The sequence below is a fragment of the Frateuria sp. GZRe14 genome, assembly GCF_051900395.1.
GTDB classification, from domain to species: domain Bacteria; phylum Pseudomonadota; class Gammaproteobacteria; order Xanthomonadales; family Rhodanobacteraceae; genus Frateuria_A; species Frateuria_A edaphi.
Map to the genome: position 1 here is coordinate 2,153,377 of NZ_JBHZGJ010000001.1, position 22,209 is coordinate 2,175,585.

21 protein-coding genes are annotated in these 22,209 nt (G+C 67.3%); 2 read left to right on the forward strand and 19 right to left on the reverse strand.

The window, feature by feature from the left end:
• Positions 1 to 127: 127 nt before the first annotated feature.
• Together ACFWZ1_RS09845 and ald are read right to left on the reverse strand one after the other, a co-directional pair.
• Positions 128 to 2,452, reverse strand: a complete 2,325-nt coding sequence (locus ACFWZ1_RS09845; protein WP_275045763.1) for a DNA translocase FtsK — start codon at positions 2,450 to 2,452, stop codon at positions 128 to 130.
• Positions 2,453 to 2,676: 224 nt separating this feature from the next.
• Positions 2,677 to 3,741 carry an alanine dehydrogenase gene (ald, locus tag ACFWZ1_RS09850; protein ID WP_231320310.1) on the reverse strand — a complete coding sequence of 355 codons (1,065 nt, stop codon included), beginning with the start codon at positions 3,739 to 3,741 and terminating at the stop codon, positions 2,677 to 2,679.
• A gap of 205 nt (positions 3,742 to 3,946) precedes the next feature.
• Between ald and trxB the strand changes: the two genes are divergently transcribed.
• A complete protein-coding gene (gene trxB / locus ACFWZ1_RS09855) occupies positions 3,947 to 4,909 on the forward strand; it encodes a thioredoxin-disulfide reductase (RefSeq protein WP_439666286.1) in 963 nt (320 codons plus the stop codon).
• 114 nt (positions 4,910 to 5,023) lie between these two features.
• Here trxB and ACFWZ1_RS09860 read toward each other — a convergent pair whose 3' ends face one another.
• From ACFWZ1_RS09860 to ACFWZ1_RS09895, 8 genes are all read right to left on the reverse strand, one after another.
• A complete protein-coding gene (locus ACFWZ1_RS09860; RefSeq protein ID WP_036117760.1) occupies positions 5,024 to 5,230 on the reverse strand; it encodes a cold-shock protein in 207 nt (68 codons plus the stop codon).
• A gap of 159 nt (positions 5,231 to 5,389) precedes the next feature.
• Positions 5,390 to 6,139 (reverse strand): S-methyl-5'-thioinosine phosphorylase, encoded by a 750-nt coding sequence (locus ACFWZ1_RS09865; protein WP_439666287.1) that lies wholly within the window; start codon positions 6,137 to 6,139, stop codon positions 5,390 to 5,392.
• 14 nt (positions 6,140 to 6,153) lie between these two features.
• Positions 6,154 to 6,708, reverse strand: a complete 555-nt coding sequence (locus ACFWZ1_RS09870) for a hypoxanthine-guanine phosphoribosyltransferase (RefSeq protein WP_231320313.1) — start codon at positions 6,706 to 6,708, stop codon at positions 6,154 to 6,156.
• A complete protein-coding gene (nagZ, locus tag ACFWZ1_RS09875; RefSeq protein ID WP_439666288.1) occupies positions 6,705 to 7,721 on the reverse strand; it encodes a beta-N-acetylhexosaminidase in 1,017 nt (338 codons plus the stop codon). The genes ACFWZ1_RS09870 and nagZ overlap by 4 nt, the downstream gene beginning before the upstream one ends.
• On the reverse strand, positions 7,712 to 8,257 hold the full coding sequence (locus tag ACFWZ1_RS09880) for a CYTH domain-containing protein (RefSeq protein WP_231320316.1): 546 nt from the start codon (positions 8,255 to 8,257) through the stop codon (positions 7,712 to 7,714). The genes nagZ and ACFWZ1_RS09880 overlap by 10 nt, the downstream gene beginning before the upstream one ends.
• A gap of 160 nt (positions 8,258 to 8,417) precedes the next feature.
• Positions 8,418 to 9,731: a 23S rRNA (uracil(1939)-C(5))-methyltransferase RlmD gene (gene rlmD / locus ACFWZ1_RS09885; RefSeq protein ID WP_439666289.1), complete on the reverse strand. Its 1,314-nt coding sequence runs from the start codon at positions 9,729 to 9,731 to the stop codon at positions 8,418 to 8,420.
• A gap of 74 nt (positions 9,732 to 9,805) precedes the next feature.
• The gene (locus tag ACFWZ1_RS09890; RefSeq protein ID WP_439666290.1) at positions 9,806 to 10,405 is read right to left on the reverse strand and encodes a YdbL family protein; all 600 of its coding nucleotides are present in this window, start codon (positions 10,403 to 10,405) and stop codon (positions 9,806 to 9,808) included.
• Positions 10,406 to 10,430: 25 nt separating this feature from the next.
• Entirely contained in the window at positions 10,431 to 12,452 is a 2,022-nt protein-coding gene (locus tag ACFWZ1_RS09895; RefSeq protein WP_439666291.1) for a hypothetical protein, read from the reverse strand.
• 45 nt (positions 12,453 to 12,497) lie between these two features.
• Between ACFWZ1_RS09895 and ACFWZ1_RS09900 the strand changes: the two genes are divergently transcribed.
• Entirely contained in the window at positions 12,498 to 13,238 is a 741-nt protein-coding gene (locus ACFWZ1_RS09900) for a response regulator (protein WP_439666292.1), read from the forward strand.
• Between the two features lie 78 nt (positions 13,239 to 13,316).
• Here ACFWZ1_RS09900 and recO read toward each other — a convergent pair whose 3' ends face one another.
• The 9 genes from recO to rpoE form a co-directional block, all read right to left on the reverse strand.
• Complete coding sequence (gene recO, locus ACFWZ1_RS09905; RefSeq protein WP_439666293.1) at positions 13,317 to 14,036, reverse strand: DNA repair protein RecO; 720 nt, start codon at positions 14,034 to 14,036, stop codon at positions 13,317 to 13,319.
• 62 nt (positions 14,037 to 14,098) lie between these two features.
• A complete protein-coding gene (gene era, locus ACFWZ1_RS09910) occupies positions 14,099 to 15,028 on the reverse strand; it encodes a GTPase Era (RefSeq protein ID WP_439666294.1) in 930 nt (309 codons plus the stop codon).
• A gap of 79 nt (positions 15,029 to 15,107) precedes the next feature.
• Positions 15,108 to 15,767: a ribonuclease III gene (gene rnc, locus ACFWZ1_RS09915; RefSeq protein ID WP_439666295.1), complete on the reverse strand. Its 660-nt coding sequence runs from the start codon at positions 15,765 to 15,767 to the stop codon at positions 15,108 to 15,110.
• Between the two features lie 5 nt (positions 15,768 to 15,772).
• A complete protein-coding gene (locus ACFWZ1_RS09920; protein WP_231320326.1) occupies positions 15,773 to 16,153 on the reverse strand; it encodes a DUF4845 domain-containing protein in 381 nt (126 codons plus the stop codon).
• Positions 16,154 to 16,256: 103 nt separating this feature from the next.
• Entirely contained in the window at positions 16,257 to 17,174 is a 918-nt protein-coding gene (gene lepB / locus ACFWZ1_RS09925) for a signal peptidase I (RefSeq protein ID WP_439666296.1), read from the reverse strand.
• A gap of 89 nt (positions 17,175 to 17,263) precedes the next feature.
• Entirely contained in the window at positions 17,264 to 19,054 is a 1,791-nt protein-coding gene (lepA, locus tag ACFWZ1_RS09930) for a translation elongation factor 4 (protein WP_231320328.1), read from the reverse strand.
• 190 nt (positions 19,055 to 19,244) lie between these two features.
• Complete coding sequence (locus ACFWZ1_RS09935; RefSeq protein WP_439666297.1) at positions 19,245 to 20,729, reverse strand: DegQ family serine endoprotease; 1,485 nt, start codon at positions 20,727 to 20,729, stop codon at positions 19,245 to 19,247.
• A 111-nt stretch (positions 20,730 to 20,840) separates the two neighbouring features.
• Positions 20,841 to 21,485: a sigma-E factor negative regulatory protein gene (locus tag ACFWZ1_RS09940; protein WP_231320331.1), complete on the reverse strand. Its 645-nt coding sequence runs from the start codon at positions 21,483 to 21,485 to the stop codon at positions 20,841 to 20,843.
• Positions 21,482 to 22,078 (reverse strand): RNA polymerase sigma factor RpoE, encoded by a 597-nt coding sequence (gene rpoE / locus ACFWZ1_RS09945; protein ID WP_209621599.1) that lies wholly within the window; start codon positions 22,076 to 22,078, stop codon positions 21,482 to 21,484. Before rpoE ends, ACFWZ1_RS09940 begins: the two co-directional genes overlap by 4 nt.
• Positions 22,079 to 22,209: the final 131 nt, after the last annotated feature.

Consider the following 22,209-nt stretch of genomic DNA (forward strand, 5'->3'; position numbering starts at 1 on the left):
AGGCTCGCTGACGCGTATGCCCTGCGAGACGTATGCAGGGGCGCCTTTGGGCGCACCCCGGTGTTTCATCATGCATGGCGGTCGCGCCCGAGGGCGCCTGTACACGGGATCGCGTCGCGGCAGGTGGCTATTTCGGCGGTGGCGGCGCGAGAACCTCGCGATTGCCGTTGTGCTGCGGGGCACTGACCACGCCGTCCTGTTCCATCTGCTCGATCAACCGCGCCGCGCGGTTGTAGCCGATGCGCAGGTGGCGCTGCACGCCGGAGATCGAGGCGCGGCGGGTCTGAGTCACCACGGCGACCGCCTTGTCGTAGAGCTGCGCGTCGGCGTCGCCGCCTTCCTCGCCGTCCTGCGGCAGGCCCGAGTCGTTGATGAACTTGCCGTCGCTGGTGGCCTGCACCTCCTCCAGCACGCCCTCGATGTACTGTGGCGCGCCCTGGGCCTTCAGCCAGGCCACCACGCCATGGACCTCGTGGTCATCGACGAAGGCGCCGTGCACGCGCTCGGGGGTGGCGGTACCTGGCGGCAGGTAGAGCATGTCGCCGTGGCCGAGCAGCGCCTCGGCGCCGGACTGGTCGAGGATCGTCCGGGAGTCGATCTTCGAGGAAACCTGGAAGGCGATGCGGGTCGGGATGTTGGCCTTGATCAGGCCGGTGATCACGTCCACCGAGGGACGCTGCGTGGCCAGCACCAGGTGCACGCCGGCGGCGCGCGCCTTCTGCGCCAGGCGGGCGATCAACTCCTCCACCTTCTTGCCGACGATCATCATCATGTCGGCGAATTCGTCGATGATGATGACGATGTAAGGCAGCGGTTCCAGCGGCTCGGCCGCCAGGTTGGGCATTTCGGGATTCGGGCGGAACAGCGGGTCGAGCAACGGCTGGCCGGCCGCCTCGGCGTCCTTGACCTTCTTGTTGAACCCGCCCAGGTTGCGCACGCCCACCGCGGCCATCAGCTTGTAGCGGCGCTCCATCTCGGCGACACACCAACGCAGGGCGTTGGCGGCCTCCTTCATGTCGGTCACGACCGGCGCGAGCAGGTGCGGGATGCCTTCGTACACCGAAAGCTCCAGCATCTTCGGGTCGATCATGATCATGCGCACGTCTTTCGGGCTCGCCTTGTAGAGCAGCGAGAGCACCATCGCGTTGACCGCGACGGACTTGCCCGAACCGGTGGTGCCGGCGACCAGCAGGTGTGGCATCTTGGCCAGGTCCGTGACCACCGGCTTGCCGCCGATGTCCTTGCCCAGCGCCAGCGCCAGCGGCGACTTCATCTGGTCGTACTTGTCCGAGCGCAGGATCTCGGACAGATACACGATCTGCTTGCGGGTGTTGGGAATCTCCAGGCCGATCACATTCTTGCCGGGGATCACGTCGACCACGCGCACGCTGACCACCGAGAGGCCGCGGGCGATGTCCTTGTCCAGGCTGGACACCTGCGAGCCGCGCACGCCGGCGGCGGGTTCCAGCTCGAAGCGGGTGATCACCGGGCCGGGATACACGCCGACGACCTTGGCCTCGATGCGGAAATCCTTGAGCTTCAGCTCGACCTGACGCGAGAGCACTTCGAGGGTTTCTTCCGAGTAACCCGGCCCCTGCTCCGGCGCCTCGTCCAGCAGCGACAGCGGCGGCAACTCACCGGGCTGCGAAGCGCCCACGAATAGCGGGATCTGCGTCTCGAGCCTGGCGCGCTCGCTCTTGGCCACGGGCGCGGGTGGCGTCTCGATGCGCACCGGCTCGCGCTTGGCCTGCTTGACCGCCTCGGCCTTCTTGACCACTTCGCGCTCGGCGCGCGCCTGCTGGGCCTTGGCCACTTCCGGCGCCTGCTTGAGCTTGCCGCGCAACCAGCCGACCAGCATGAGCGTGCCCTGCCCGGTCCAGTCCATCACCTTGAACCAGGACAGGCCCGTGGCCAGCGTCACCGCGATCAGGAACAGCGCCAGCAGCAACAGCGGCGCGCCTTTCTCGCCGAAGGCCTGCAGCAGGCCGTGGCCGACCCACTGCCCGATGATGCCGCCGGTTCCCTGCGGCAGCACGGGCTCGCTGAAATTGAGATACATCAACGCCGGCGCGGTGATGAAGAAGAACACGAAGCCGATCAGCCGCAGCGAGGACTCCCACGGGTGTTCGGCATGCTCGCCGCGCTGGCGCAGCACCTGCACGCCCAGCAACAGGAGCAGCAGCGGAAAACAATAGGAAACCCAGCCGAAGATGTAGCGCAGCAGGTTGGCGATGTTCGCGCCGACGGCGCCACCGAAGTTGCGCGCGTGTTCGACCGTGCCGACGTGGCCCCAGCTCGGGTCCTGATCGTTGTAACTGGCCAGGCAGACCAGCAGGTAGACCGCCAGCGGAAGCAGCAGCAGCGCGCCGGCCTCGCGCAGGCGGCGCTTGGCTTCTTCGCTGAGACCGACCGATTCGGGTGCCTTCTTTACGTTTGCTGCGCTTCGCGCCACCAGAGTGGATTCCCCTCGAGACTTCGCCCCAAGTCTACACAGGGCGCGGAGGGGGTAGTAGCTTGATTTTTCTGCAAAGGCGCAGGTGTCCGGAGGCGCCTTTCTCCCGCTGGAAGAGGGGCCTGGGGCGAGGACACGGGCGCAGCGAAATGCCGCGCTCCGCCCGTACCCTCACCCGCCTGTCTACACCCTCTCCGGGAGGAGAGGGATTCAGGCCTCGAGGCTCAGACCATGCCCTGCAGCGCCGGATGCACCAGCTTGCCGCCATCGACGTTGATGCCGCCGGCCAGCGGGGCATGTTCGCGCCACTGGTTGCCGGCCGCCAGGCGCTGCACGTACGGCAGGATCGCTGCGGAGATCGCCACGGAGGAGGTCTGCGGCACGGCACCCGGCATGTTGGTCACGCAGAAGTGCGTCACGCCGTGCACGTCGTAGGTCGGCTCCTTCCAGGTGGTCGGGCGCGAGGTCTCGAAGCAGCCACCCTGGTCGATCGAGATGTCGACCAGCACGGAGCCCTTCTCCATGGTCTTGACCATGTCCTCGGTGACCACGCGCGGGGCCTTGGCGCTGGGGATGAGCACGGCGCCGACGACCAGGTCGGCGTCGCGCACTTCCTGCGCCACCGACGACTCGTAGGCGTACAGCGCGGTCACGTTCGGACCCATCGCCATCATCTCGGCGAGGCGATCCTGGCGCTTGTCGAACACCACCACGTTGGCGCCCGCGGCCGCGGCCAGGGCAGCAGCGTTGCCACCGGCTGCGCCGGCGCCCAGTACGACGACCTTGCCGCGCGGCGTGGAGGCCATGCCGCCCAGCAGCTTGCCCTTGCCGCCCTGCGGACGGTGCAGCAGCGTGGTGCCGATCTGGGTCGCGATGCGGCCGGCGATCACCGACATCGGCAGCAGCAGCGGCAGGCCGCCGTTCTCTTCAACGGACTCGAACGCCACGCCGGTCAGGCCGATGTCGAGCAGCGACTTGGTCAGCGCCGGCTCGGCCGCCAGATGCAGGTAGCAGAACAGCAGGTGGTGCTTCTTGAGCAGGGCCAGGTCGCCGGCGATCGGCTCCTTGACCTTGACGATCAGCTCGCCCTTCTCGTACAGCGCGGCGGCGTCGGGAACGACGGTGATGCCTTCCTTGGTATAGGCCTCGTCGGAGAAGCCGCTCTTCTCGCCGGCGCCCGCCTGGATGAACACCTCGTGGCCGCGGCGGACCAGGTCGGCGGCAGCGGCGGGGACGAGGGCGACGCGCCCTTCGAGGGTCTTGGTTTCGGAAGGAATACCGATACGCATGGCAGTTAGCAATCCTGTGGGGTTGGGCCGGCGCAAACGCGTCGACGGGTGGGAAACCGGAAAGCGGAAGCCTTGAATCGCCCGTCGCCCTTCCCCATCCTTGCGGGGTTCCAAGCACCGGCCTTTTCGGCGCGGCAACATCCATGTCGCGCCTGGTCAAGGCAAGTAACGATCAAAGCCGCCAGCAAACCCAAGGATTATAACGATGACCACCCCCAAGCACAGCCGCCTGCTGATCCTCGGCTCGGGCCCCGCCGGCTACACCGCTGCGGTGTATGCCGCGCGCGCCAACCTCAAGCCGACGCTGATCACCGGCCTGCAGCAGGGTGGGCAGCTTATGACCACCACGGAAGTGGACAACTGGCCGGGCGACGTGGAGGGCCTGCAGGGCCCGGCGCTGATGCAGCGCATGGCCGAGCACGCCGAACGCTTCCACACGGAGATGATCTTCGACCACATCCACGTGGTGGACCTCAAGCAGCGCCCGTTCCGCCTGAAGGGCGATTCCGGCGAGTACACCGCCGACGCGCTGATCATCGCCACCGGCGCCACCGCCAAGTACCTGGGAATCGCGAGCGAGGAGAAGTTCAAGGGCCGCGGCGTGTCCGCCTGCGCCACCTGCGACGGCTTCTTCTTCCGCGAACAGGACGTGGTGGTGGTCGGCGGCGGCAACACCGCCGTGGAGGAGGCGCTCTACCTGGCCAACATCGCGCGCAAGGTCACCCTGGTGCACCGCCGCGACAAACTGCGTGCTGAAAAGATCATGCAGGACAAGCTGTTCGAGAAGGCGGCTGCCGGCAAGATCGAGCTGGTCTGGAACAGCACCATCGACGAAGTGCTGGGCGACCAGTCCGGCGTGACCGGCGTGCGCGTGAAGGACGTCAATTCCGGCGCGACCCGCGATATCGAGGCCACCGGTTTCTTCGTCGCCATCGGCCATACGCCCAATACCGGCATTTTCGAAGGCCAGCTGGAAATGCACGACGGCTATATCAAGATCCGTAGCGGGACCAGCGGCATGGCCACGCTGACCTCGGTGCCGGGCGTGTTTGCCGCCGGCGACGTCGCCGACCACGTCTATCGCCAGGCGATCACGTCGGCCGGTTTCGGCTGCATGGCCGCGCTCGATGCCGAGCGCTGGCTGGACCAGCAGCACTTGCTCGGCTGATCCGAGCCCTGGCCCTGCGCAGGAGCCCCCTTGCGGGCTCCCGCCTGAAGCACAAAAAAAGCCCCATGCGCGAGCATGGGGCTTTTTCTTTCATCATGACGCGCTAAGCGCGGATCAGGCTGCGATTTCCACGCCCGAAGCCTGGGCGCCTTTCGGACCCGTGGTGACTTCGAACTTCACGCGCTGACCTTCCTGCAGGCTACGGAAGCCCTTGGAGTTGATGGCCGAGAAATGGACGAACACGTCCTCCCCACCGTCCTCGGGTGCGATGAAGCCGAAACCCTTGGCGTCGTTAAACCACTTGACCGTACCGAAACGCATTGCGTGAACCTCTGACTAGGACTGGATGCACCAGGGCTTTGGAGCCTGACCGCCATTTCCCCTGGTCGGCCGCCCCTGGCACGGGCAAAAGTATCAGCATGTTTACCGGTAAAGCGCAATATGCGCGATTAACTTTTGTGCGAAAAGGCCATTAGCTGATTAGGACAGCATTGCCTTGAGCAACACCGGAACCTGCGCCGTGGCCGCGGCCAGGTGGGCAAAGATCTCCTCGATGCTGATTTCCGCCTCATCGCCGCAACCGGCGGCGAAATTGGCCACCAGCGCCAGGCAGGCGTATTCCAGTTCGAGTTCACGCGCCAGGGCCGCTTCCGGCATCCCGGTCATGCCGACCAGGTCGCAGCCATCGCGTTTCATGCGGGCGATTTCGGCACGGGTTTCCAGCCGCGGGCCCTGGGTCGCGCCGTAGCAACCGCCGTCGATCATGGCGATGCCCGCCCTGCCTGCCGCCGCCAACAGCGCCTGCCGGAGCGAGGCGGTATAGGGCTCGCTGAAGTCGATATGCCGGACCTCGACGCCCTCGGCGTCACAGAAGCTGGTGACGCGGCCGTGCGTGTAATCGATCAGTTGGTCGGGCACCACCAGCACGCGCGGGCCCATGTCGGCGCGGATGCCGCCGACTGCGTTGACGCCAATCACCCGCCGGGCCCCCAGCGCGTGCAGCGCCCAAAGATTGGCGCGGTAATTGACCCGATGCGGCGCCAGCGCGTGGCTTTCGCCATGACGCGCCAGGAAAGCCAGCCGCTTGCCGGCGAAGTCGCCCAGCACCACCTCGCCCGAGGCGGGTCCATAGGGCGTTTCCAGCGCACGCCGGCTGATGTTTTCAAGGCCGGGGAACTGGTACAGGCCGCTGCCGCCGATGACGGCCAGGTCGATGGTCGGTTCGGTCATGGTCGTTCCCGGGCTCATTCGCCCCTCAGTGCGTAGATGGCCGGAAGGTTGCGGCCCTGCTCGTAGTAGTCCATGCCATAGCCGAACACGTAGCGATCCGGCAGCTCCACGCCGTTGAAGTCCGGGGCGATGCCTTCCACGCAGCGGTCGTGCAGCTTGCGGCAGAGGCTGGCGATCAGCACACGCTTAGCGCCGCGCTTCATGCAATCGTCGCGCACCGCCTTGAGCGTGTGGCCCTCGTCCAGGATGTCGTCGACCAGCAGCACCGTCCGCCCGGCCAGCGCCGCCTGCGGCTCGCGCAGCCAGCACAGGTCACGCCCGGCGGTGGCGCCGCGGTAGCGGGTGGCGTGCACATAGTCGAATTCCAGGTCAGTGCGGATCGACAGCGCCAGTTGGCCGGCGAACATCAGCGCACCGTTCATCACGGTCAGGAACACCGCCCGCTCGCCATCGAGCGAGGCATCGATACGCCGGCCAAGATCGGCGATCACGGTTTCCAGTTCATCGCGCTCGAACAGCACGTCGGCATTGGCCAGCGCCTGCGCCAGCGGGGGAAGCGGAGTGGTCATGCGTTTCCTTCAGGTTCGTCCAGCGCGGTGATCCGCGCGATGAAACGGTCGCGTTGCGGGTTGTCCAGGAGGCCTTCCCAGGTCGCGCCAATGGCGCCGCGCAGCGGCGCAAGGCGCTCGAGGACGTCGTCGGACGGCGGTGGCAGCGCGGCGATCGCCTCGTCCACCACCTCCGGAAAACACGCCAGCACCAGATCGCACCCGGCGGCCAGGTGCGCCCTGACCCGCGCCCCCACACCGCCGGCGGTACCCGCCGCGGCCATGCTGATGTCGTCGCTGATGACAATGCCGGCGAAGCCCAGCTCGCCCCGCAGGATGTCCTCGATCCACACGGGTGAAAAGCCGGCCGGACGCTCGTCCACGGCCGGATAGATCACGTGCGCCATCATGACCGCCTCGGCATGCGCCTCGATGGCTTCGACGAACGGACGCAGGTCGGCGTCGCGGATCGCGTCCAGCGGACGGGGGTCGATCGCCTGCGCCTTGTGCGTATCGGCCGCGACCGAACCATGGCCGGGAAAGTGCTTGAGCACCGCCGCCATGCCGCCCAGGTGCATGCCGCGCACGTAGCCCTGTGCCAGCTCGCCGGCGATGCCTGGGTCTTCATGGAAAGCGCGCGGACCGATCGCGGCGCTGCCGCGGGCCAGGTCCACCACCGGAGCGAAGCTGAAATCCACGCCACAGGCGCGCAGCTCGCTCGACATCACCCAGGCGTGTTCCTCGGCCAGGCGCACGGCGTTTTCAGGGTCGCGCCCGTACGTCGCGCCGATTTTCGACAGGGCTGGCAGGCGCGTGAATCCCTCGCGGAAACGCTGTACCGGACCACCTTCCTGGTCGACCGCGATCAGCAGGTGTTCTCCGCCGACCTCGCGGATGGATTCGGCCAGCGCCATCAGCTGCCCGCGATCGGCGTAGTTGCGCGCGAACAGGATTACGCCCGCCACGCCGGGCGCGAGAAGCCAGTCGCGCTCGCGCGGCTCGAGCTCCAGCCCGGCGAGACCGATCAGCAGCATGCCCGCGCTCCTGCGGCTTCCACGCCATCGGCAGCGGTGCGCTCGGCATCCGACCAGCGCGCGAACGGATGCGCGATCAGGTTGACGTTGTAGTAGCGCCCCAGGGCGCTGACCTCGCGACCCAGCCAGGCTGGGCGCGGGAACGGCGCGTCGGCAGCGGGTAATTCGACCTCGGCCACCACCAGCCCGGCGTTGTCGCCCAGGAATTCGTCGATTTCGAACAGCGTGCCGTCCACCTCGACGTGATGGCGGATCTTCTCCAGCACGCCGTCGCACAGCGAGGCCAGCATGGATTCGGCATCCTCCAGCGGCACCGGATATTCGAACTCTGCCCTCTCGATGCCTAGCGTGGCGCTCTTGATGTTCAGCCATGCCCGCTCGCCCGCGCGGCGCACGCGCACCGAGGCGCGCGCGTGGCCTTCGTGCAGCGCCTGCGCACCAACCAGGTAACCCTGGGCGATACGCTCGCGATGCACGATCGCCTGGCGCCACGCGTCGCTAGCGAGCAGGAACTTGCGTTCGATTTCGACGGCCATGGCGGAGTTCGGCAGAAGGGAACGGAAAGGATAGCGCGGCGGGTGCGAGGTTATGTCGACGCTCGGCCCTTTGCAGGGCCCACTGGAGCGCGATGCCTTGCTCCTGACTGCGGCAACAGCATCCCCCTCAAGTGGCCCCTCGGCAGGAAAGCGTCGGCGCTCAGCGGCGCTCGAACAGCGCGATGGATTCCACGTGCGCGGTATGCGGAAACATGTCCATGACGCCAGCGGCTGTGAGGTCGAAGCCATGGCGGTGCACCAGCAGGCCGGCGTCGCGTGCGAGCGAGGCCGGGTGGCAGGAGACGTAGACGATCCGGTTGGTGCCCTTGCGCGGCAGGTACTCCAGTACCTGCTCGGCGCCCGCGCGGGGCGGGTCGAGCAGGATCTTGTCCCACCCGGCGCGCGCCCAGGCGCTGCCGCGCTGGTCCTCGAACAGATTGGCAACGTGGAACCGCGCATTGGCGATGTCGTTGCGGGCGGCGTTGGCGCCTGCGCGCTCGACCAGCCCGTGTTCGCCTTCCACGCCGGCGACCTCGGCCACGCGCCGTGCGAGCGGCAGCGTGAAGTTGCCCAGGCCGCAGAAAAGGTCGAGCACGCGGTCGGTCGGCTGCGGGTCAAGGAGTTCCATCGTGAGCGCCAGCATGCGCCGGTTCATGCCCGCGTTGACCTGCACGAAATCCAGCGGCTGGAACTCCAATTCGACATCGGCCACGCCCTTGCCGGCCGGCAGCCGGAAGGCCAGGCGTGGCTGTTCGGGCCACAACGGGTGGACGCTGCTGACGCCGCCTGGCTGCAGGTAGATCGCAAAGCCATGCGTCTGGCCAAATGCGACCAGCGCCTGGGTGTCGTGCTCACTGAGCGGCTTCAGGTGCCGGAACACCAGCGCCACGGTATCGTCGCCCGCGGCGAATTCGATCTGCGGGATATCGTTGGCCGCGTCCATGCCGCCGAGCAGCTCGGCGAGCTGGCCAATCCGGCCGCCCAGCATCGGATGCACGACGTCGCAATGGCTGATGTCGGCCACGAAGCGTGGATTGGACTCTTCGCGAAAACCCACCAGCACGCGGCCCTTCTTGGCCACCGCACGCACCGACAGTCGCCCCTTGCGGCGATAACCCCAGGGCGTGTCGGTGAGCGGTTCCAGCCAGCGCCGCGGCTCGACCTTTCCGATGCGCGCGAAGTTGTCCGACAGCACGCGCTGCTTGGCCTGGATCTGCGCCGGTGCGTCCAGGTGCTGCAGCGAGCAACCGCCACACTGGCCGAAATGCACGCAGCGCGGTTCGACCCGATGCGACGAGCGCTCCAGTACCTCAAGGGTTTCTGCCTCGTCGAAGTTGCGGTGGCGCTTGCGGATCCCGAGGCGGACCTGCTCGCCAAGCAGCGCGCCGCTGACGAACACGGTCTTGCCGTCGATGCGGGCGACGCCGCGGCCGTCGTGGCCCAGGTCGGTGATGGTGGCTTCGAATTCTTTCATGGCACTCGTAAAACGCCTGCGCCCGGATCGGCGACCCGGGCGCAGCGGTCAAAGCTCTGGAGGACGGGCGCGGCTTACTTGCGCTTCCAGGCGCCCGAAGCGTCCTGATAATACCAGCCGGCGTGCGCGCGCTCGATCCAGCCCTTGGCGAAGGTGGCGCGGATTCGCGACTCCCACTCGGGATGCCCGTTGGCGCGGGCGATCTCGCGATACAGGGCGTTGCGGTCGCCGTTCTCGTCAGACACCGCGGCGGTGGCCTGCGCGCGCTTGCTGAGGGGAATCTTGCTGGCGTCGTGGACGACCACCAGCCCATCCTTCGTGAAGCCGATCGCGCCCGAGTCGAGCAAGGCCTGGAGGATGGTCTGGAAACGTGCCTGCATGCGGCCACGGATCGCTTCGGTGGCCGGCGTCTGCACGCGGATATCGGGCGTGTCGGCGGCATAGGCAGCCGGCACCAGCAGGTCGAGCAGCATGGCCGAAGGTTGGGCCGGCTCGTGCGCGGGCGGGGCTGGTTTGGCGTCCTGGGCCGGTGCGCTGCCCTGGTCGATCACCGTGCCGATGAAGCGGTCGGCCGCCTTCTGCGCTGCAGCCTCGGGGAAATAGACGTTGATCGTGACGCAACCGACGAGCGCGACCATTGCGGCGGTCAGCAGGACGTAGACGAGCTTGCGCATGGGGAGGCTCCTGAGGGTGTGGACGTCAGCGGATCTGCGGGCCGCCGCCTTCGGTGGCCGCCTTCAACCGGCTCACCAGGGTGGGCCAGTCGACCTCGTGCTGGTGGCCGATGACCTTCAGATGCGGCAAACCGCTGCCGTCGACGATAGTGTACCCGTCCCCGGTATTCTCCAGCCCGCTCATGTGGCAGACCGTGCCGGTCAAAGCGCAGTTGAGGCCGATGCGCGCGTAGCCGAAGGTCTTGAAGAGCTTGAGCACCGCGCCCTGCAGGCCCGCGGCGATGCCGCCGCCGCCCACCGCGGTGAGGTTGTTGACCGCACGCTGGCTGATCCGCCCGCCCTCGTCGGCGAGCAGGTGCGCCTCGAACGCGACCGGCTGCCAGTCGACGAGACGAAGGTTGTCGATGCTGCCGTGCAGCGGGCCGGTGATGCTGCCGAAGTCGAACACGCTGGTGATCGAGCCCAGGTCCAGCTGGCGGAAGCCCACATCCGCCGCCAGCACCGGGCTGGGGCCGAACGGCTGCGTCAGCGCAAGCTGGGTGATGTCCACGAAGCCGTTGAATACATTGACGGACAACCCGCCAGCCAGTTCCACCGTGTCGTCCACCAGGCGCAACGAAGGAATCGCGCCACCCAGCGTGCCGGGGAACTGCGGCCAGCCCATCGCCTTGCTGAAGGACGCCATGTCCACGCCGGTGACAGCCAGCGAGGTTTCCAGTCGCTGCCCCCTGGCGGCGGCCGGACGCCAGTCGAGCTGGCTCATCTGCACCGTTCCTCCCAGCAGTGCCACCGCCAGCGGCTGGGTCAGCCCGAGCGTGCCGCCGCGGCTGCGCCACTGCGCTCGGGCGGAACCGAACGGCAGGCGATAGACGCGAAGCGCACGCCAGCCGAGGTTGGTGGTGGGGCGATCGGCGTCGGCGGACCAATCCAGGCCACCATTGAGGTCGTCGATCGCCAGCCTGCCGTCGGCCGTCGCGAGGTTGAGATGGTCGGCGGTGAAAGCGAAGCCGCGCGGGCCGCCCTCGCGCAAATCCAGGTTGCCGCTCAAGGCACCGGTCACCTTCATCCCATGCAGGCCCAGCGTGTCCAACCAGGCGGCGCCATAGCGGTCGTAGGCGGCGGGGAACCGGGCCTGGAAACGCTCCAGGCGCAGCTTGTCCAGATTGCCCTTCGCATCGAAGGCGAGCGCGCCGTCCAGCTGCAGCGCATCGGCATCGTTGACGCGCAGGCGGCTGATCGCCAGCGCACCGCCTTGCCCGACCGCCGCCACGTTGAGCTGCACGGCGTGGTCCGGCAATTTCGCGTAGATCGGACCGAGCAGCAGCTCACCGCCGCGCAGGGTGGCATCCACGGTGAAGCGGGCCGGCCCGCCCTCCGTGTCGATGCCCAGCCGGCCCGTGCCATCGACACCCTGCCCGGCCAGCGTGCCGGTGGGGGTATCGAAACCCACGCCATCCATACTGAACTCGCCGGATGACTGGATGCCATTGTCGTGCACGTCCAGCGCCAGCTCGGCGTCCAGCCGCCCACCCGTGGGCCGGCCCGACCACACCGTACCCAGCAGCCCGGCCAGCCATTGCGCCGGCAGGTTTTTCAGGGTGATCTGGGCGTGGCTGGTCTGGTCCAGCGGAACCCAGGCACTGGCGGTCGCCGTGGCCTGGGCGATATCCGCCTGCAGCGTGTTGGCGCGCTCGTCGATCACCAGATGCACGTCCGAATTGCCGAGCGCCCCGCCCGGGGCGCCCCGCAGGGCGATCGAGCCGTCCAGCAGCCAGCGCATCTGCAGGTCGCGCGACAGCGCCCCCTCCAGATCCAGCCCGACCCGGCGCCAGCCCATCGCCCCAACGTCCGCCCGCGCGGCATGGAGCTTGAGCGCGAGCCCTCCCTTGCCATCCTCGCCGATGTGCAGGGTCACCTGCTGCAGGCGCACACCCGGCATCGCGACCACCTTGGCAGTCAGGTCGACATCCGCCCAGGCCGGGTTCGTCCACAGGGCGACGAGGAGCAGGCCGAGGCACATCAGCAGGCGGCGGGAGGGAGGGAGCATGTGCCATCATTCTGCCAAAGCCAGCTGAACGACATGGATTCGTCAATGAGCACAGCCGCCTTCCTGCGCCACCCGCCGCCTTCCAATCTCCCCCTTCCCTACGTGCTTGTGGCCGACGACGACCCGGCCAGCCGCCGCTTCCTGGGCGATGGCCTGCGCGCGCTGGGCGCGCAGGTGCACGAGTGCGTCGATGGCCAGATGGCGCTGGCGCGTGCCGCCATCGAGACCTTCGACCTGCTCCTGCTGGATTGCCGCATGCCCGGTGCCGGCGCCCGCGACGTGTTGCTCGCCTTGCGCGCCGATGCCCAGGCCCGCTCCGCCGACGCGCCCGCCGTGGCGACCAGCGCCGAGGTCTCGATCGAGGATCGCCAGCAACTACTGGCCGTCGGCTTCAGCGACGTACTACTCAAGCCCTGCGAACTGGATGCGCTGCGTGCGCTGGTCACACTCGCCCGCAACAGCGGCCGGAACGCACCGCTACTGGACGATGCGGCCGGGCTCGCCAGCAGCGGCGACGCGCGCACCATGCATGCGCTGCGGGGCCTGCTGCGCGAGGAACTGGTGACGTTACTCAACGAACTGGCGCACTTGTGCAGCGAGCCGGCCCGACTGGTCGAGCGGCTGCACCGGTTGCGTTCGGCCTGCGGCTTCTGCGGCGCACCCGCGCTGGCGCTGCAGGCGAAGCATCTGCAACGCCAGGTGGAGACCGGCGGTTCCGTGGGCGAAGGTGCGCGGGAAAGATTCCGGCAGGCGCTCGTCGCGACGCTGGCGGTGCTGGAGCGCTGAGTACCACCGAAGGCAACCTGTTCTGCCGAGCGGGACTTCCAGATGGATGCGCCGCGACTTCGGCGTGATGTCCCCGGCTCAGTCCGGTTGCCGGCGCGACATGGCGGTCGCCAGTACGCGCCAGGCGTGCAGTTCGCCGCCGCCCAGATGGAAGCGGATCACCTCGCGCATGAGCCGGCGCAACGCCGCCAGGCCAGCGGTATCGGGGCATTGGTCCGCCGCGAGCGCCAGCAGGTCGGCACCACGGATCGCCCGCGGCGCACCCGCCGGACAGGCCACCGGACCGTGCTCGACCTGATAGCGGTACGAGCCCTCGGGCGCGAGCGGCTCGCCGCTGTCGGCCTCGGCCTCCAGTTGCAACGCATAACCGATCGCCATGAGCAGGTCGCGTTCGAAGCGGCGGAGTTGCCAGGCCAGCGTTCCGGGTTCGGCAAGGCGAGGCAGGGTGCGCGCGTACGCCGCGAAAAGATCGGGCATCGGATCCTGGCGGCCGGTCAGCCGTACCACCAGTTCGTTGAGATACAAACCGGCCAGGCCAGCGTCACCGGTCAGCCGACGTGGCGCACCGGCCGGCTCGGCGCCGCGCAAGGTGGCCAGCTCACCGCGTAGCAGCAGGTCCAGCGCCAGCGGCTGGAACGGTTCGAGTTGCGCGCGTTGCAACCGCGCCCGCTCGCGCCGAACGCCGCGCGCGACCACGCCTATCCGCCCGTGGTCGCGGGTGAGGCATTCAAGCAGCAGCGACGTCTCGCGGTAGGGCCGCGCGTGCAGGACGTAGGCGGGCTGCTGATCCAGGAGCATGCATCAAGGCCGGGGCGGGAACGGGTTTCGGAGTGACAGAATCGCACCCCCGCGATCGGCTGTCAGTCGGTGTATCCGAGCTTCTTCAGCATCGCCTCGTCATCCACCCAGCCCTCGCGCACCTTCACCCAGAGCTTGAGGAAGACCTTGCGCTCGAACAGCCGCTCCATGTGTCGGCGCGCGGCGCTGCCGATGGCCTTGAGCTGGGCGCCACCCTGTCCGATCACGATCGCCTTCTGGCCATCGCGCTCCACCCAGACGATGGCATGGATTTCGGCCACGCCATCCTCGCGATCCGTGAACTGCTCGATCTCCACCGTCGTGGCGTATGGCAGCTCCTGGTCGAGACGAAGCATCAGCTGCTCGCGCACCATCTCGGCGGCCAGGAAGCGTTCGCTGCGATCGGTGATCTCATCCTCGCCAAACACGGGCGGGCGCACCGGCAGGCGTTTGAGGATCGCGCCCTCCAGTTCCTTCAGGCCCTTCTGCTTGAGGGCGCTGACGTAATGGATGTCCTCGAACTGGTGTCGGGCGGTCAGTTCGGCGACGAAGGGCAGCAGCGCGCCCTTGTCCTTGGCCAGGTCGACCTTGTTGATGGCGAGCAGGCGCGGCACGTTCTGCTCGACCAGCGCGGCGTACAGCGCCTCGTCCTCGTCGGTCCAGCGACCGGCCTCGATCAACTGCACGGCCAGGTCGACCTCGGCCATCGCGGTGCGCGCGGCGCGGTTGAGGCTGCGGTTCATCGCGCGCTTGGCGCCGCGGTGCAGGCCGGGCGTGTCCACGTACATCACCTGCCCCGCCTCACTGGTAGCGATGCCCAGGATACGGTGGCGGGTGGTCTGGGGGCGCGGGCTGACGATGGACAGGCGAAAGCCGATCAGGGCATTGAGCAGGGTCGACTTGCCTACGTTGGGGCGGCCGACCAGCGCTACCGCGCCGCAGCGATAGTTCTCGTGCGGCAGATCGCCGGCGGATTCGGTTTCGTCGTTCATGGCAGAAGGTTTTCCGGCGGGCAGAGGGCAAAGCATGGCGCCGCCGCGCCAACGGCGCCAGCGGCAAGGGATGAAGGATTCAGGCGGGCGGCAGCGGTGGGGTCAGCTGGCCGAGCACGGTCTCGGCCGCGTCCTGCTCGGCGGCCCGGCGGCTGGGTCCGCTTGCCGCGGCGCTCAGCGGCACCGGCTCGGCGATGCTGCAGTTGACTTCGAATACCTTGGCGTGGTCTTCGCCGTGGCTGCCGGCCAGTTCGTAGGTCGGCAGCGGCAGGCCTCGCGCCTGCAACCATTCCTGCAAACGGGTCTTGGCGTCCTTGGACGATTTGGGCAGGTCGGCCACGCGCCGGGCAAACAACCCACGCACGACATCCCGGCAGGCATCGAATCCCCCATCGAGATAGACCGCCGCAACCAACGCCTCGAACGCATCGGCGAGGATCGAATCGCGACGGAATCCGCCGCTTTTCAGTTCACCCGAACCCAGCTTGAGCCCATCGCCCAGGTCCAGTTCGCGCGCGACCACCGCAAGGGCCTGGCCGTTGACCAGCTGCGCGCGCAACCGCGAAAGCTCACCCTCGCTGGCGCGAGGGTGGGCATCGTAGAGCATTTCACCGACCATCGCGCCGAGCAGCGCATCACCCAGGAATTCCATCCGCTCGTTGTTCGGCCGGCCCACGCTGCGGTGGGTCAATGCCAGCTCGGCCAGCGCGGGGTCGCGGAAACGGTAATCCAACTTCACTGGGATCAGAGCGAGGACACGTTGCCCTGCAACGGCACGCTCTTCTCGAAATGCACGAGGAAATCGATGTTGTAGATGAACGGGATCTGCTTGTCGTAGGCCACGTGCAGCTGGTTTCCGTTGCTGCGGTCGATGGTGATGTCCTGTGGCTCGATGGTGGCGTCATCCACGTACTGGAAGTCCATCTTGAACAGCAGGTTGCGACGGATTTCGTCCAGCGACTTGCCTTCCACGCCCTCGGTCGAGACCTGCGTCATCGCCTTGGCGACGCCCATGTACTCGGTGTAGGCCGGCACCAGCTTCATCGCCATGTAGCCGAAGAAAGCCACGACGACCAGGACGACCAGGAACCCGATCATCGTGATACCTGCTTGCTTGCTTTTCATAGTCCCCTCGCTATGCCGCTGCGGCGGCTACCTCGTCTGTATTCTGCGCGCCGCCCTGGCCTTGGGTCACGGGTGCCACAGGTGGCGCCCGTCACGTCCTGCGTCAGTGGATGATCTTGCCAATCCGGCCGAAATCGATCCAGCCATCCTGTGTGCCCTTCCAGCTCAGCCAGATCAGGAACGCCTTGCCTGCCAGGTTCTTCTCCGGCAGGCAGCCCCACCAGCGGCTGTCGGTGCTGTTGTAGCGGTTGTCGCCCATCACGATATAGCAGCCGGGCGGCACCTTGGCGGGCACCTTGTCGTTGGGGATCGAAAGCGGGACCGAGTAGGCCGGCATGCGCGCGATCATGTGGTCGATATTGCCCTTGCCGTCAGAACGCGGCAGATGCTCGGTCCACATCGCGGCGCCGTAGTCGCGCATCAGCCGCGACTCGTCGCCGTTGGGGCGGCCCTGGAATGGCCCGATCAGGTCGGCCGGCACCGGCGTGCCGTTGATCACCAGCTGGTCGCCGTGCGATTCGATGGTGTCGCCGGGCAGTCCGATCACGCGTTTGATCCAGTTCTGGTTCGGCACCGGCGCATGCGGGTCGGAGCAGCTGATGTCGCCGCTGCGTACCCACTTGCCGTCCTCGTCCTGGCACAGATAGCCGGGAAACCGGAACACCACCACGTCGCCGCGCTTGGGCTCGCCCAGGTCCAGGAATTTGTTGTTGAAGGCCGGCATGCGCAGGCCGTAGGCGAACTTGTTGACCAGGATGAAATCGCCCACGTCCAGCGTGGGCATCATCGAGCCGGAAGGAATACGAAACGGCTCGGCCACGAACGAGCGCAGCACCAGCACCACCAGCACCACCGGGAACAGCGAGCGCGCCCAGTCCACCGGCACCGGGTCGTGGTACTCCTCGCCGGCCGCATCCAGGCGTGCCTTGCGCTTGTTGTACAGAAACAGCCGGTCCAGGCCCCACACCACGCCGAAAAGCACGGTGAGGGCGAGGAGGATGGCGGAGAAATCGAATTCCATGGTGGCTCCCTTTGGACGCGGCATCGGCTCCGGATCCAGGGATCGAAGCACAGGGCGCGCCTCGAATCCGGATCCCGATCCCGGCCCGACTATTTATCCACTTTCAGGACGGCAAGGAAGGCCTCTTGCGGGATTTCCACGCGGCCTACCTGCTTCATGCGCTTCTTGCCTTCCTTCTGCTTCTCCAGAAGCTTCTTCTTGCGGCTCACGTCACCGCCATAGCACTTGGCCAGAACGTTCTTGCGCAGCGCCTTCACCGTGGAACGGGCGATGACCTGCGCGCCGATGGCCGCCTGGATCGCCACGTCGAACTGCTGGCGCGGGATCAGGTCCTTCATGCGCTCGACCAGGTCGCGACCGCGACGGTCGGCGTGGCTGCGGTGCACGATCAGGCTGAGCGCGTCGACGCGATCGCCGTTGATCAGCACATCCACGCGCACGAACGGACCGGCCTCGAAGCGCTCATGGTGGTAATCCATCGAGGCGTAGCCGCGCGAGACGGATTTCAGACGATCGAAGAAGTCGAGCACGACTTCGGCCAGCGGCATCTCGTAGCTGATCTGCACCTGCGTGGCCATGTACTGGATGGAGCGCTGCACACCGCGCTTTTCCTCGCACAGGGTGATGATGTTGCCGATGTAGTCGGGGGGCGTAAGGATGTTCGCGACGATGATGGGCTCGCGGATCTCCTGGATCTGCGGCACGGGCGGCAGTTTCGCGGGATTGTCCAGATCCATCACGGTGCCGTCGGTCTTGAGCACCTCGTACACCACGGTCGGCGCGGTGGTGATGAGGTCGAGGTCGTACTCGCGCTCAAGTCGCTCCTGCACGATTTCCATGTGCAGCATGCCAAGGAAACCGCAGCGGAAGCCGAAACCCATGGCCTCGGAGGACTCGGGCTCGAAGAACAGCGCGGCGTCGTTCAGGCGCAGCTTGTCCAGCGCCTCGCGCATCGCCGGATAGTCGTCCGCCGACACTGGAAACAGGCCCGCGAACACGCGCGGCTGCATGGTCTGGAAGCCCGGCAGCGGTTTGTCCGCCGGCTTGGCGGCCAGGGTCAGCGTGTCGCCCACCGGTGCGCCATGCACGTCCTTGATCGAAGCGTTGATCCAGCCCACCTCACCGGCGCCGAGCTTCTCCAGCTTTTTGCGCTTGGGCGTGAACACGCCGACGTCGTCGACCTCGTGCACGCGACCGGTGGACATCACCAGCAGCTTGTCACCGGGCTTGATCTCGCCCTGCATCACGCGCACCAGCGAGATCACACCCAGGTAGTTGTCGAACCAGGAGTCGATGATCAACGCCTGCAGCCTGTCGGTATCACGCGGCTTGGGCGGCGGGATGCGCGCGACGATGGCTTCCAGCACCTCGGCGACGTTCTGCCCGGTCTTGGCACTGATCGCCACGGCATCGTCGGCATGGATGCCGATCACGGCCTCGATCTCGCCCTTGACCTTTTCCGGGTCGGCGGTGGGCAGGTCGATCTTGTTGAGCACCGGCACGACTTCCAGCCCCTGCTCCACCGCGGTGTAGCAGTTGGCGACCGATTGCGCCTCCACGCCCTGGGCGGCGTCGACGACCAGCAGCGCACCCTCGCAGGCGGCAAGCGAACGCGACACCTCATAGGAGAAGTCGACGTGGCCAGGCGTGTCGATGAAATTGAGCTGGTAGGTCTTGCCGTCGCGCGCCGTGTACGGCAGGGATACGGATTGGGCCTTGATGGTGATGCCGCGCTCGCGCTCGATCGGGTTGTTGTCGAGCACCTGGGCTTCCATCTCGCGTTCGCTCAGGCCGCCGCAGATCTGGATGATCCGGTCGGCAAGCGTCGACTTGCCATGGTCGATGTGGGCAATGATGGAGAAGTTGCGGATCAGTTCCATGGAATACGCTGGTCGGGCTTCGCGGCCCGCAAAGGCCGCGCATCGCCGGGATGGCGATACGAACCCGGTATTGTCGCATGGAATCGGACGCCTGCCCTGCCTGGGCAGGAGCCCACGTGCGGGCGACGCGTTTCTCTCATCGAGGAAGAGCGTCGTCCCCAGGTGGGCTCCCTGCCGGGCAGGCGGGCGCCTACTTGTCCGAAGGCACCGTCAGCGCGATGAAGCGGGTGTCGTCACCCCGGCGCACCAGCAACAGCACGGTGTCGCCAGGCTTGACGCCCCGGGTCGCCGCACGGAAAGCCGACACGCTGCCGACGTTCTGCTGGCCCACGCGCAGTACTACGTCCCCCGGCTGCAGGCCGGCGCGCGCGGCCACCGGTCCGGTGATGTCCGCGATCAGCACGCCCTCGCCCTTCTTCAGGTCCATCTGCTGGCGGGCGTCCTCGTCCAGTTCGCGCACGCTCAGGCCGAGCGCCGCGGAACCGGACTGCACCGGCGACTGGTCGCTGCCGGTGGCACCGGCCTTGTCATGGGGCGCCTCGCCCACCGTCACCTGGACGGTCTGCTTCTTGCCGTTGCGCAGGATCTCTACCGGCACTTTGGTGCCCGGCTTGGTCATGCCCACCACGGGCGGCAGATCGCCGGCATCCATGATCGGCTGGCCGTTGTACCCGGTGATGATGTCGCCAACCTGGATGCCCGCCTTGTCGGCCGCGCTACCGTCCTGCACCACGCCGACGATGGCGCCGCGCGGGTTGTCCATGTTGAGCGCCTTGGCGATCTGGCTGTCCACGCCGCGCACCTGCACGCCGAGCTGGCCGCGGGTGACGTAGCCGTGCTCCTTGATTTGCTGCACGGCGTTCATCGCCACGTCGATCGGGATGGAGAACGACACGCCCAGGTAGCCGCCGGTGTTGGAATAGATCTGCGAGTTGATGCCAACCACCTGCCCCTGCAGATTGAACAGCGGTCCGCCGGAGTTGCCGCGGTTGATCGGCACGTCGGTCTGGATGAAGGAGGTGTAGGGCTGGTCGCCGCTGCCCAGGTTGCGGCCCACGGCGCTGACGATGCCCTGGGTGACGGTGTAGTCCAGGCCGAACGGCGAGCCGATCGCGAGCACCCATTGGCCCGGCTCGAGCGAGCGCGATTCGCCGATCGACACGGCGGGAAGGCCGTCCTGGTCCACCTTGAGCAGTGCGATGTCGTAACTCGGGTCGGTGCCGACCACCTTCGCGGTGAGGGTTCGCCGGTCCTGCAGCCGCACGGTCACCGCGTCGGCGCCATCGACCACGTGGTTGTTGGTCAGGATGTAGCCGTCACTGGAAATGATGAAGCCCGAGCCCAGCGAGGTGTGCTCCTGCTCTTCCGGTGAAGGCATCATCGGCATGCCGAAGAAGCGACGGAACAGTTCCATCTGCGGATCGTCAGGCATGCCCGCCTGCGTGCGCGGCTCGCGGCGCTGACCGTTGTACTTGGCCTCCACGTGCACCACCGCCGGCGCATTCTTCTTCACGATCTGGGTGAAGTCCGGCAAGCTGGCCATCGCCGGCGCGGAAGCGCTTCTGGCCGTCGGCGCGTTCGCCTGTGCTGCCGGTGGTTCGGCCTGGGCGCAGCCGGCCGTCACAAGCCCCATCAGCACGCAGCAGGCCAAGGTGCGCAAGGGAATTCGATTCATGGACTCTCCTCCTTCAGGCAAAAACTAGGGACGCGACCGTGCACGGCCCGCAAGGCGGGCCGGCCGATGGCTAGGGGGAAGACGACCGCGGCAAGGACACGCGGACGCTGATCACTGGGCGCCGGCAGCCGCCTGGCGCGGATAACGGGCATTGGCCGCCCGCTGCGGGTCGATCAGCAGGTAGTAACCAGGTTGGTCGCTGGGAGCGCGCACCGGCTGCACGCGATAGGGCGACAGATTGCGCGCATAGGGCATCAACGCTTCGCCGTAGCTCTCCCCGAGGGTGGCGGCAGCCTGCTGGCTGTAGCGCGAAGCGGTATCGCCGCTCAGCCACGGCGGCACCGCGGCCGGGGCAGCCGGTCCCGTAGGAAGCGTGACTTCGGCGGTCGGCGCGCTCTGCGCCAGCCCGGTCGATGCGCGATCGTCGTCCGTCACCGGCCGGGCGATCATCAACGCCGCCACGGCGACGCTGGCCGCAATCGCGCCGCCGGCCGACCAACGCAGCCAGTGCGGTGCGCGGCGCCCGGCTTTGGCCTCCGACTCCTGCGCGATCGCCTGTGCCACGCGTGCCGCGAACCCGGCCGATGCCACGGCCGGCAATTGCCGGCGCAGGCCGTCACGCGCCAGGTGGTAGCGCGTCCAGGCCTGTCCGAGTTCGGCATCGTGCTCGAACCGGCGGAGCAGGAAACGCAGCTCCTCGCGGGCGAGTTCGCCGTCGATGCCGGCCGAAAGGTGTTCACGTTGGTCTTGGGTCATGTCGGTTGATCCTCGCGGTCCGAGAGCAGTGGCCGCAGTTGCTGATCGATCGCTTCGCGCGCACGGAAGATTCGCGAACGCACGGTGCCGATGGGACAACCCATCGCCTCGGCGATTTCCTCGTAGCTCAGGCCATCCACCTCGCGCAGCGTGATGGCGGTCCGCAACTCCTCTGGCAGCGCTTGGACAGTGGCGAAGACGGTTTGTTCAATTTCCTGGCGAAGGAGTTCACGTTCGGGCGTGGCGCCCTCCTGCATCCGCTCGGCGCCGGTCAGGAAAACTGCGTCCTCGGCCGCGATGTCGTCCATCGGCGGGCGTCGCCCCATCGCCACCAGGTGGTTCTTGGCCGTGTTGACGGCGATCTTGTACATCCAGGTATAGAACTGGCTGTCGCCGCGGAACGAGCCGATCGCCCGCCAGGCGCGCACGAAGGCCTCCTGCGCCACGTCCTCGCACTCGGCGTAGTTGTTGACGTAGCGGGAGATCAGGCCGATCACCTTGTGCTGGTATTTGCGCACCAGCAGGTCGAAAGCGCGCCGGTCGCCGTTTTGAACACGCTCGACCAGCGCGCTATCCAGTTCGTTTTCGCCCATCCGGGCCGTCTCCTTCGATAACCGCTTTCGGTGGCGCCAGCCGGATGGTAACGCGCCGCCCTCAGACAAGCGGCAGGAGCGCAAGTTCACGCGGGTGTCACGATGGCCAGCCGGTCCAAAAAAAACCGTCG

Coding starts and splice junctions, on each gene's coding strand:
- ACFWZ1_RS09900 (WP_439666292.1), top strand. CDS start 12,498: ATGAGCACAGCCGCCTTCCTGCGCCACCCGCCGCCTTCCAATCTCCCC.
- nagZ (WP_439666288.1), bottom strand. CDS start 7,721: ATGCTGCTGATCGGTCTCGCCGGGCTGGAGCTCGAGCCGCGCGAGCGC.
- ACFWZ1_RS09860 (WP_036117760.1), bottom strand. CDS start 5,230: ATGCGTTTCGGTACGGTCAAGTGGTTTAACGACGCCAAGGGTTTCGGC.
- rlmD (WP_439666289.1), bottom strand. CDS start 9,731: ATGAAAGAATTCGAAGCCACCATCACCGACCTGGGCCACGACGGCCGC.
- ACFWZ1_RS09890 (WP_439666290.1), bottom strand. CDS start 10,405: ATGCGCAAGCTCGTCTACGTCCTGCTGACCGCCGCAATGGTCGCGCTC.
- recO (WP_439666293.1), bottom strand. CDS start 14,036: ATGCTCCTGGATCAGCAGCCCGCCTACGTCCTGCACGCGCGGCCCTAC.
- trxB (WP_439666286.1), top strand. CDS start 3,947: ATGACCACCCCCAAGCACAGCCGCCTGCTGATCCTCGGCTCGGGCCCC.
- ACFWZ1_RS09935 (WP_439666297.1), bottom strand. CDS start 20,729: ATGAATCGAATTCCCTTGCGCACCTTGGCCTGCTGCGTGCTGATGGGG.
- era (WP_439666294.1), bottom strand. CDS start 15,028: ATGAACGACGAAACCGAATCCGCCGGCGATCTGCCGCACGAGAACTAT.
- ACFWZ1_RS09880 (WP_231320316.1), bottom strand. CDS start 8,257: ATGGCCGTCGAAATCGAACGCAAGTTCCTGCTCGCTAGCGACGCGTGG.
- ACFWZ1_RS09920 (WP_231320326.1), bottom strand. CDS start 16,153: ATGAAAAGCAAGCAAGCAGGTATCACGATGATCGGGTTCCTGGTCGTC.
- lepA (WP_231320328.1), bottom strand. CDS start 19,054: ATGGAACTGATCCGCAACTTCTCCATCATTGCCCACATCGACCATGGC.
- ACFWZ1_RS09895 (WP_439666291.1), bottom strand. CDS start 12,452: ATGCTCCCTCCCTCCCGCCGCCTGCTGATGTGCCTCGGCCTGCTCCTC.
- ACFWZ1_RS09870 (WP_231320313.1), bottom strand. CDS start 6,708: ATGACCACTCCGCTTCCCCCGCTGGCGCAGGCGCTGGCCAATGCCGAC.
- lepB (WP_439666296.1), bottom strand. CDS start 17,174: ATGGAATTCGATTTCTCCGCCATCCTCCTCGCCCTCACCGTGCTTTTC.
- ACFWZ1_RS09865 (WP_439666287.1), bottom strand. CDS start 6,139: ATGACCGAACCGACCATCGACCTGGCCGTCATCGGCGGCAGCGGCCTG.
- rpoE (WP_209621599.1), bottom strand. CDS start 22,078: ATGGGCGAAAACGAACTGGATAGCGCGCTGGTCGAGCGTGTTCAAAAC.
- ACFWZ1_RS09940 (WP_231320331.1), bottom strand. CDS start 21,485: ATGACCCAAGACCAACGTGAACACCTTTCGGCCGGCATCGACGGCGAA.
- ald (WP_231320310.1), bottom strand. CDS start 3,741: ATGCGTATCGGTATTCCTTCCGAAACCAAGACCCTCGAAGGGCGCGTC.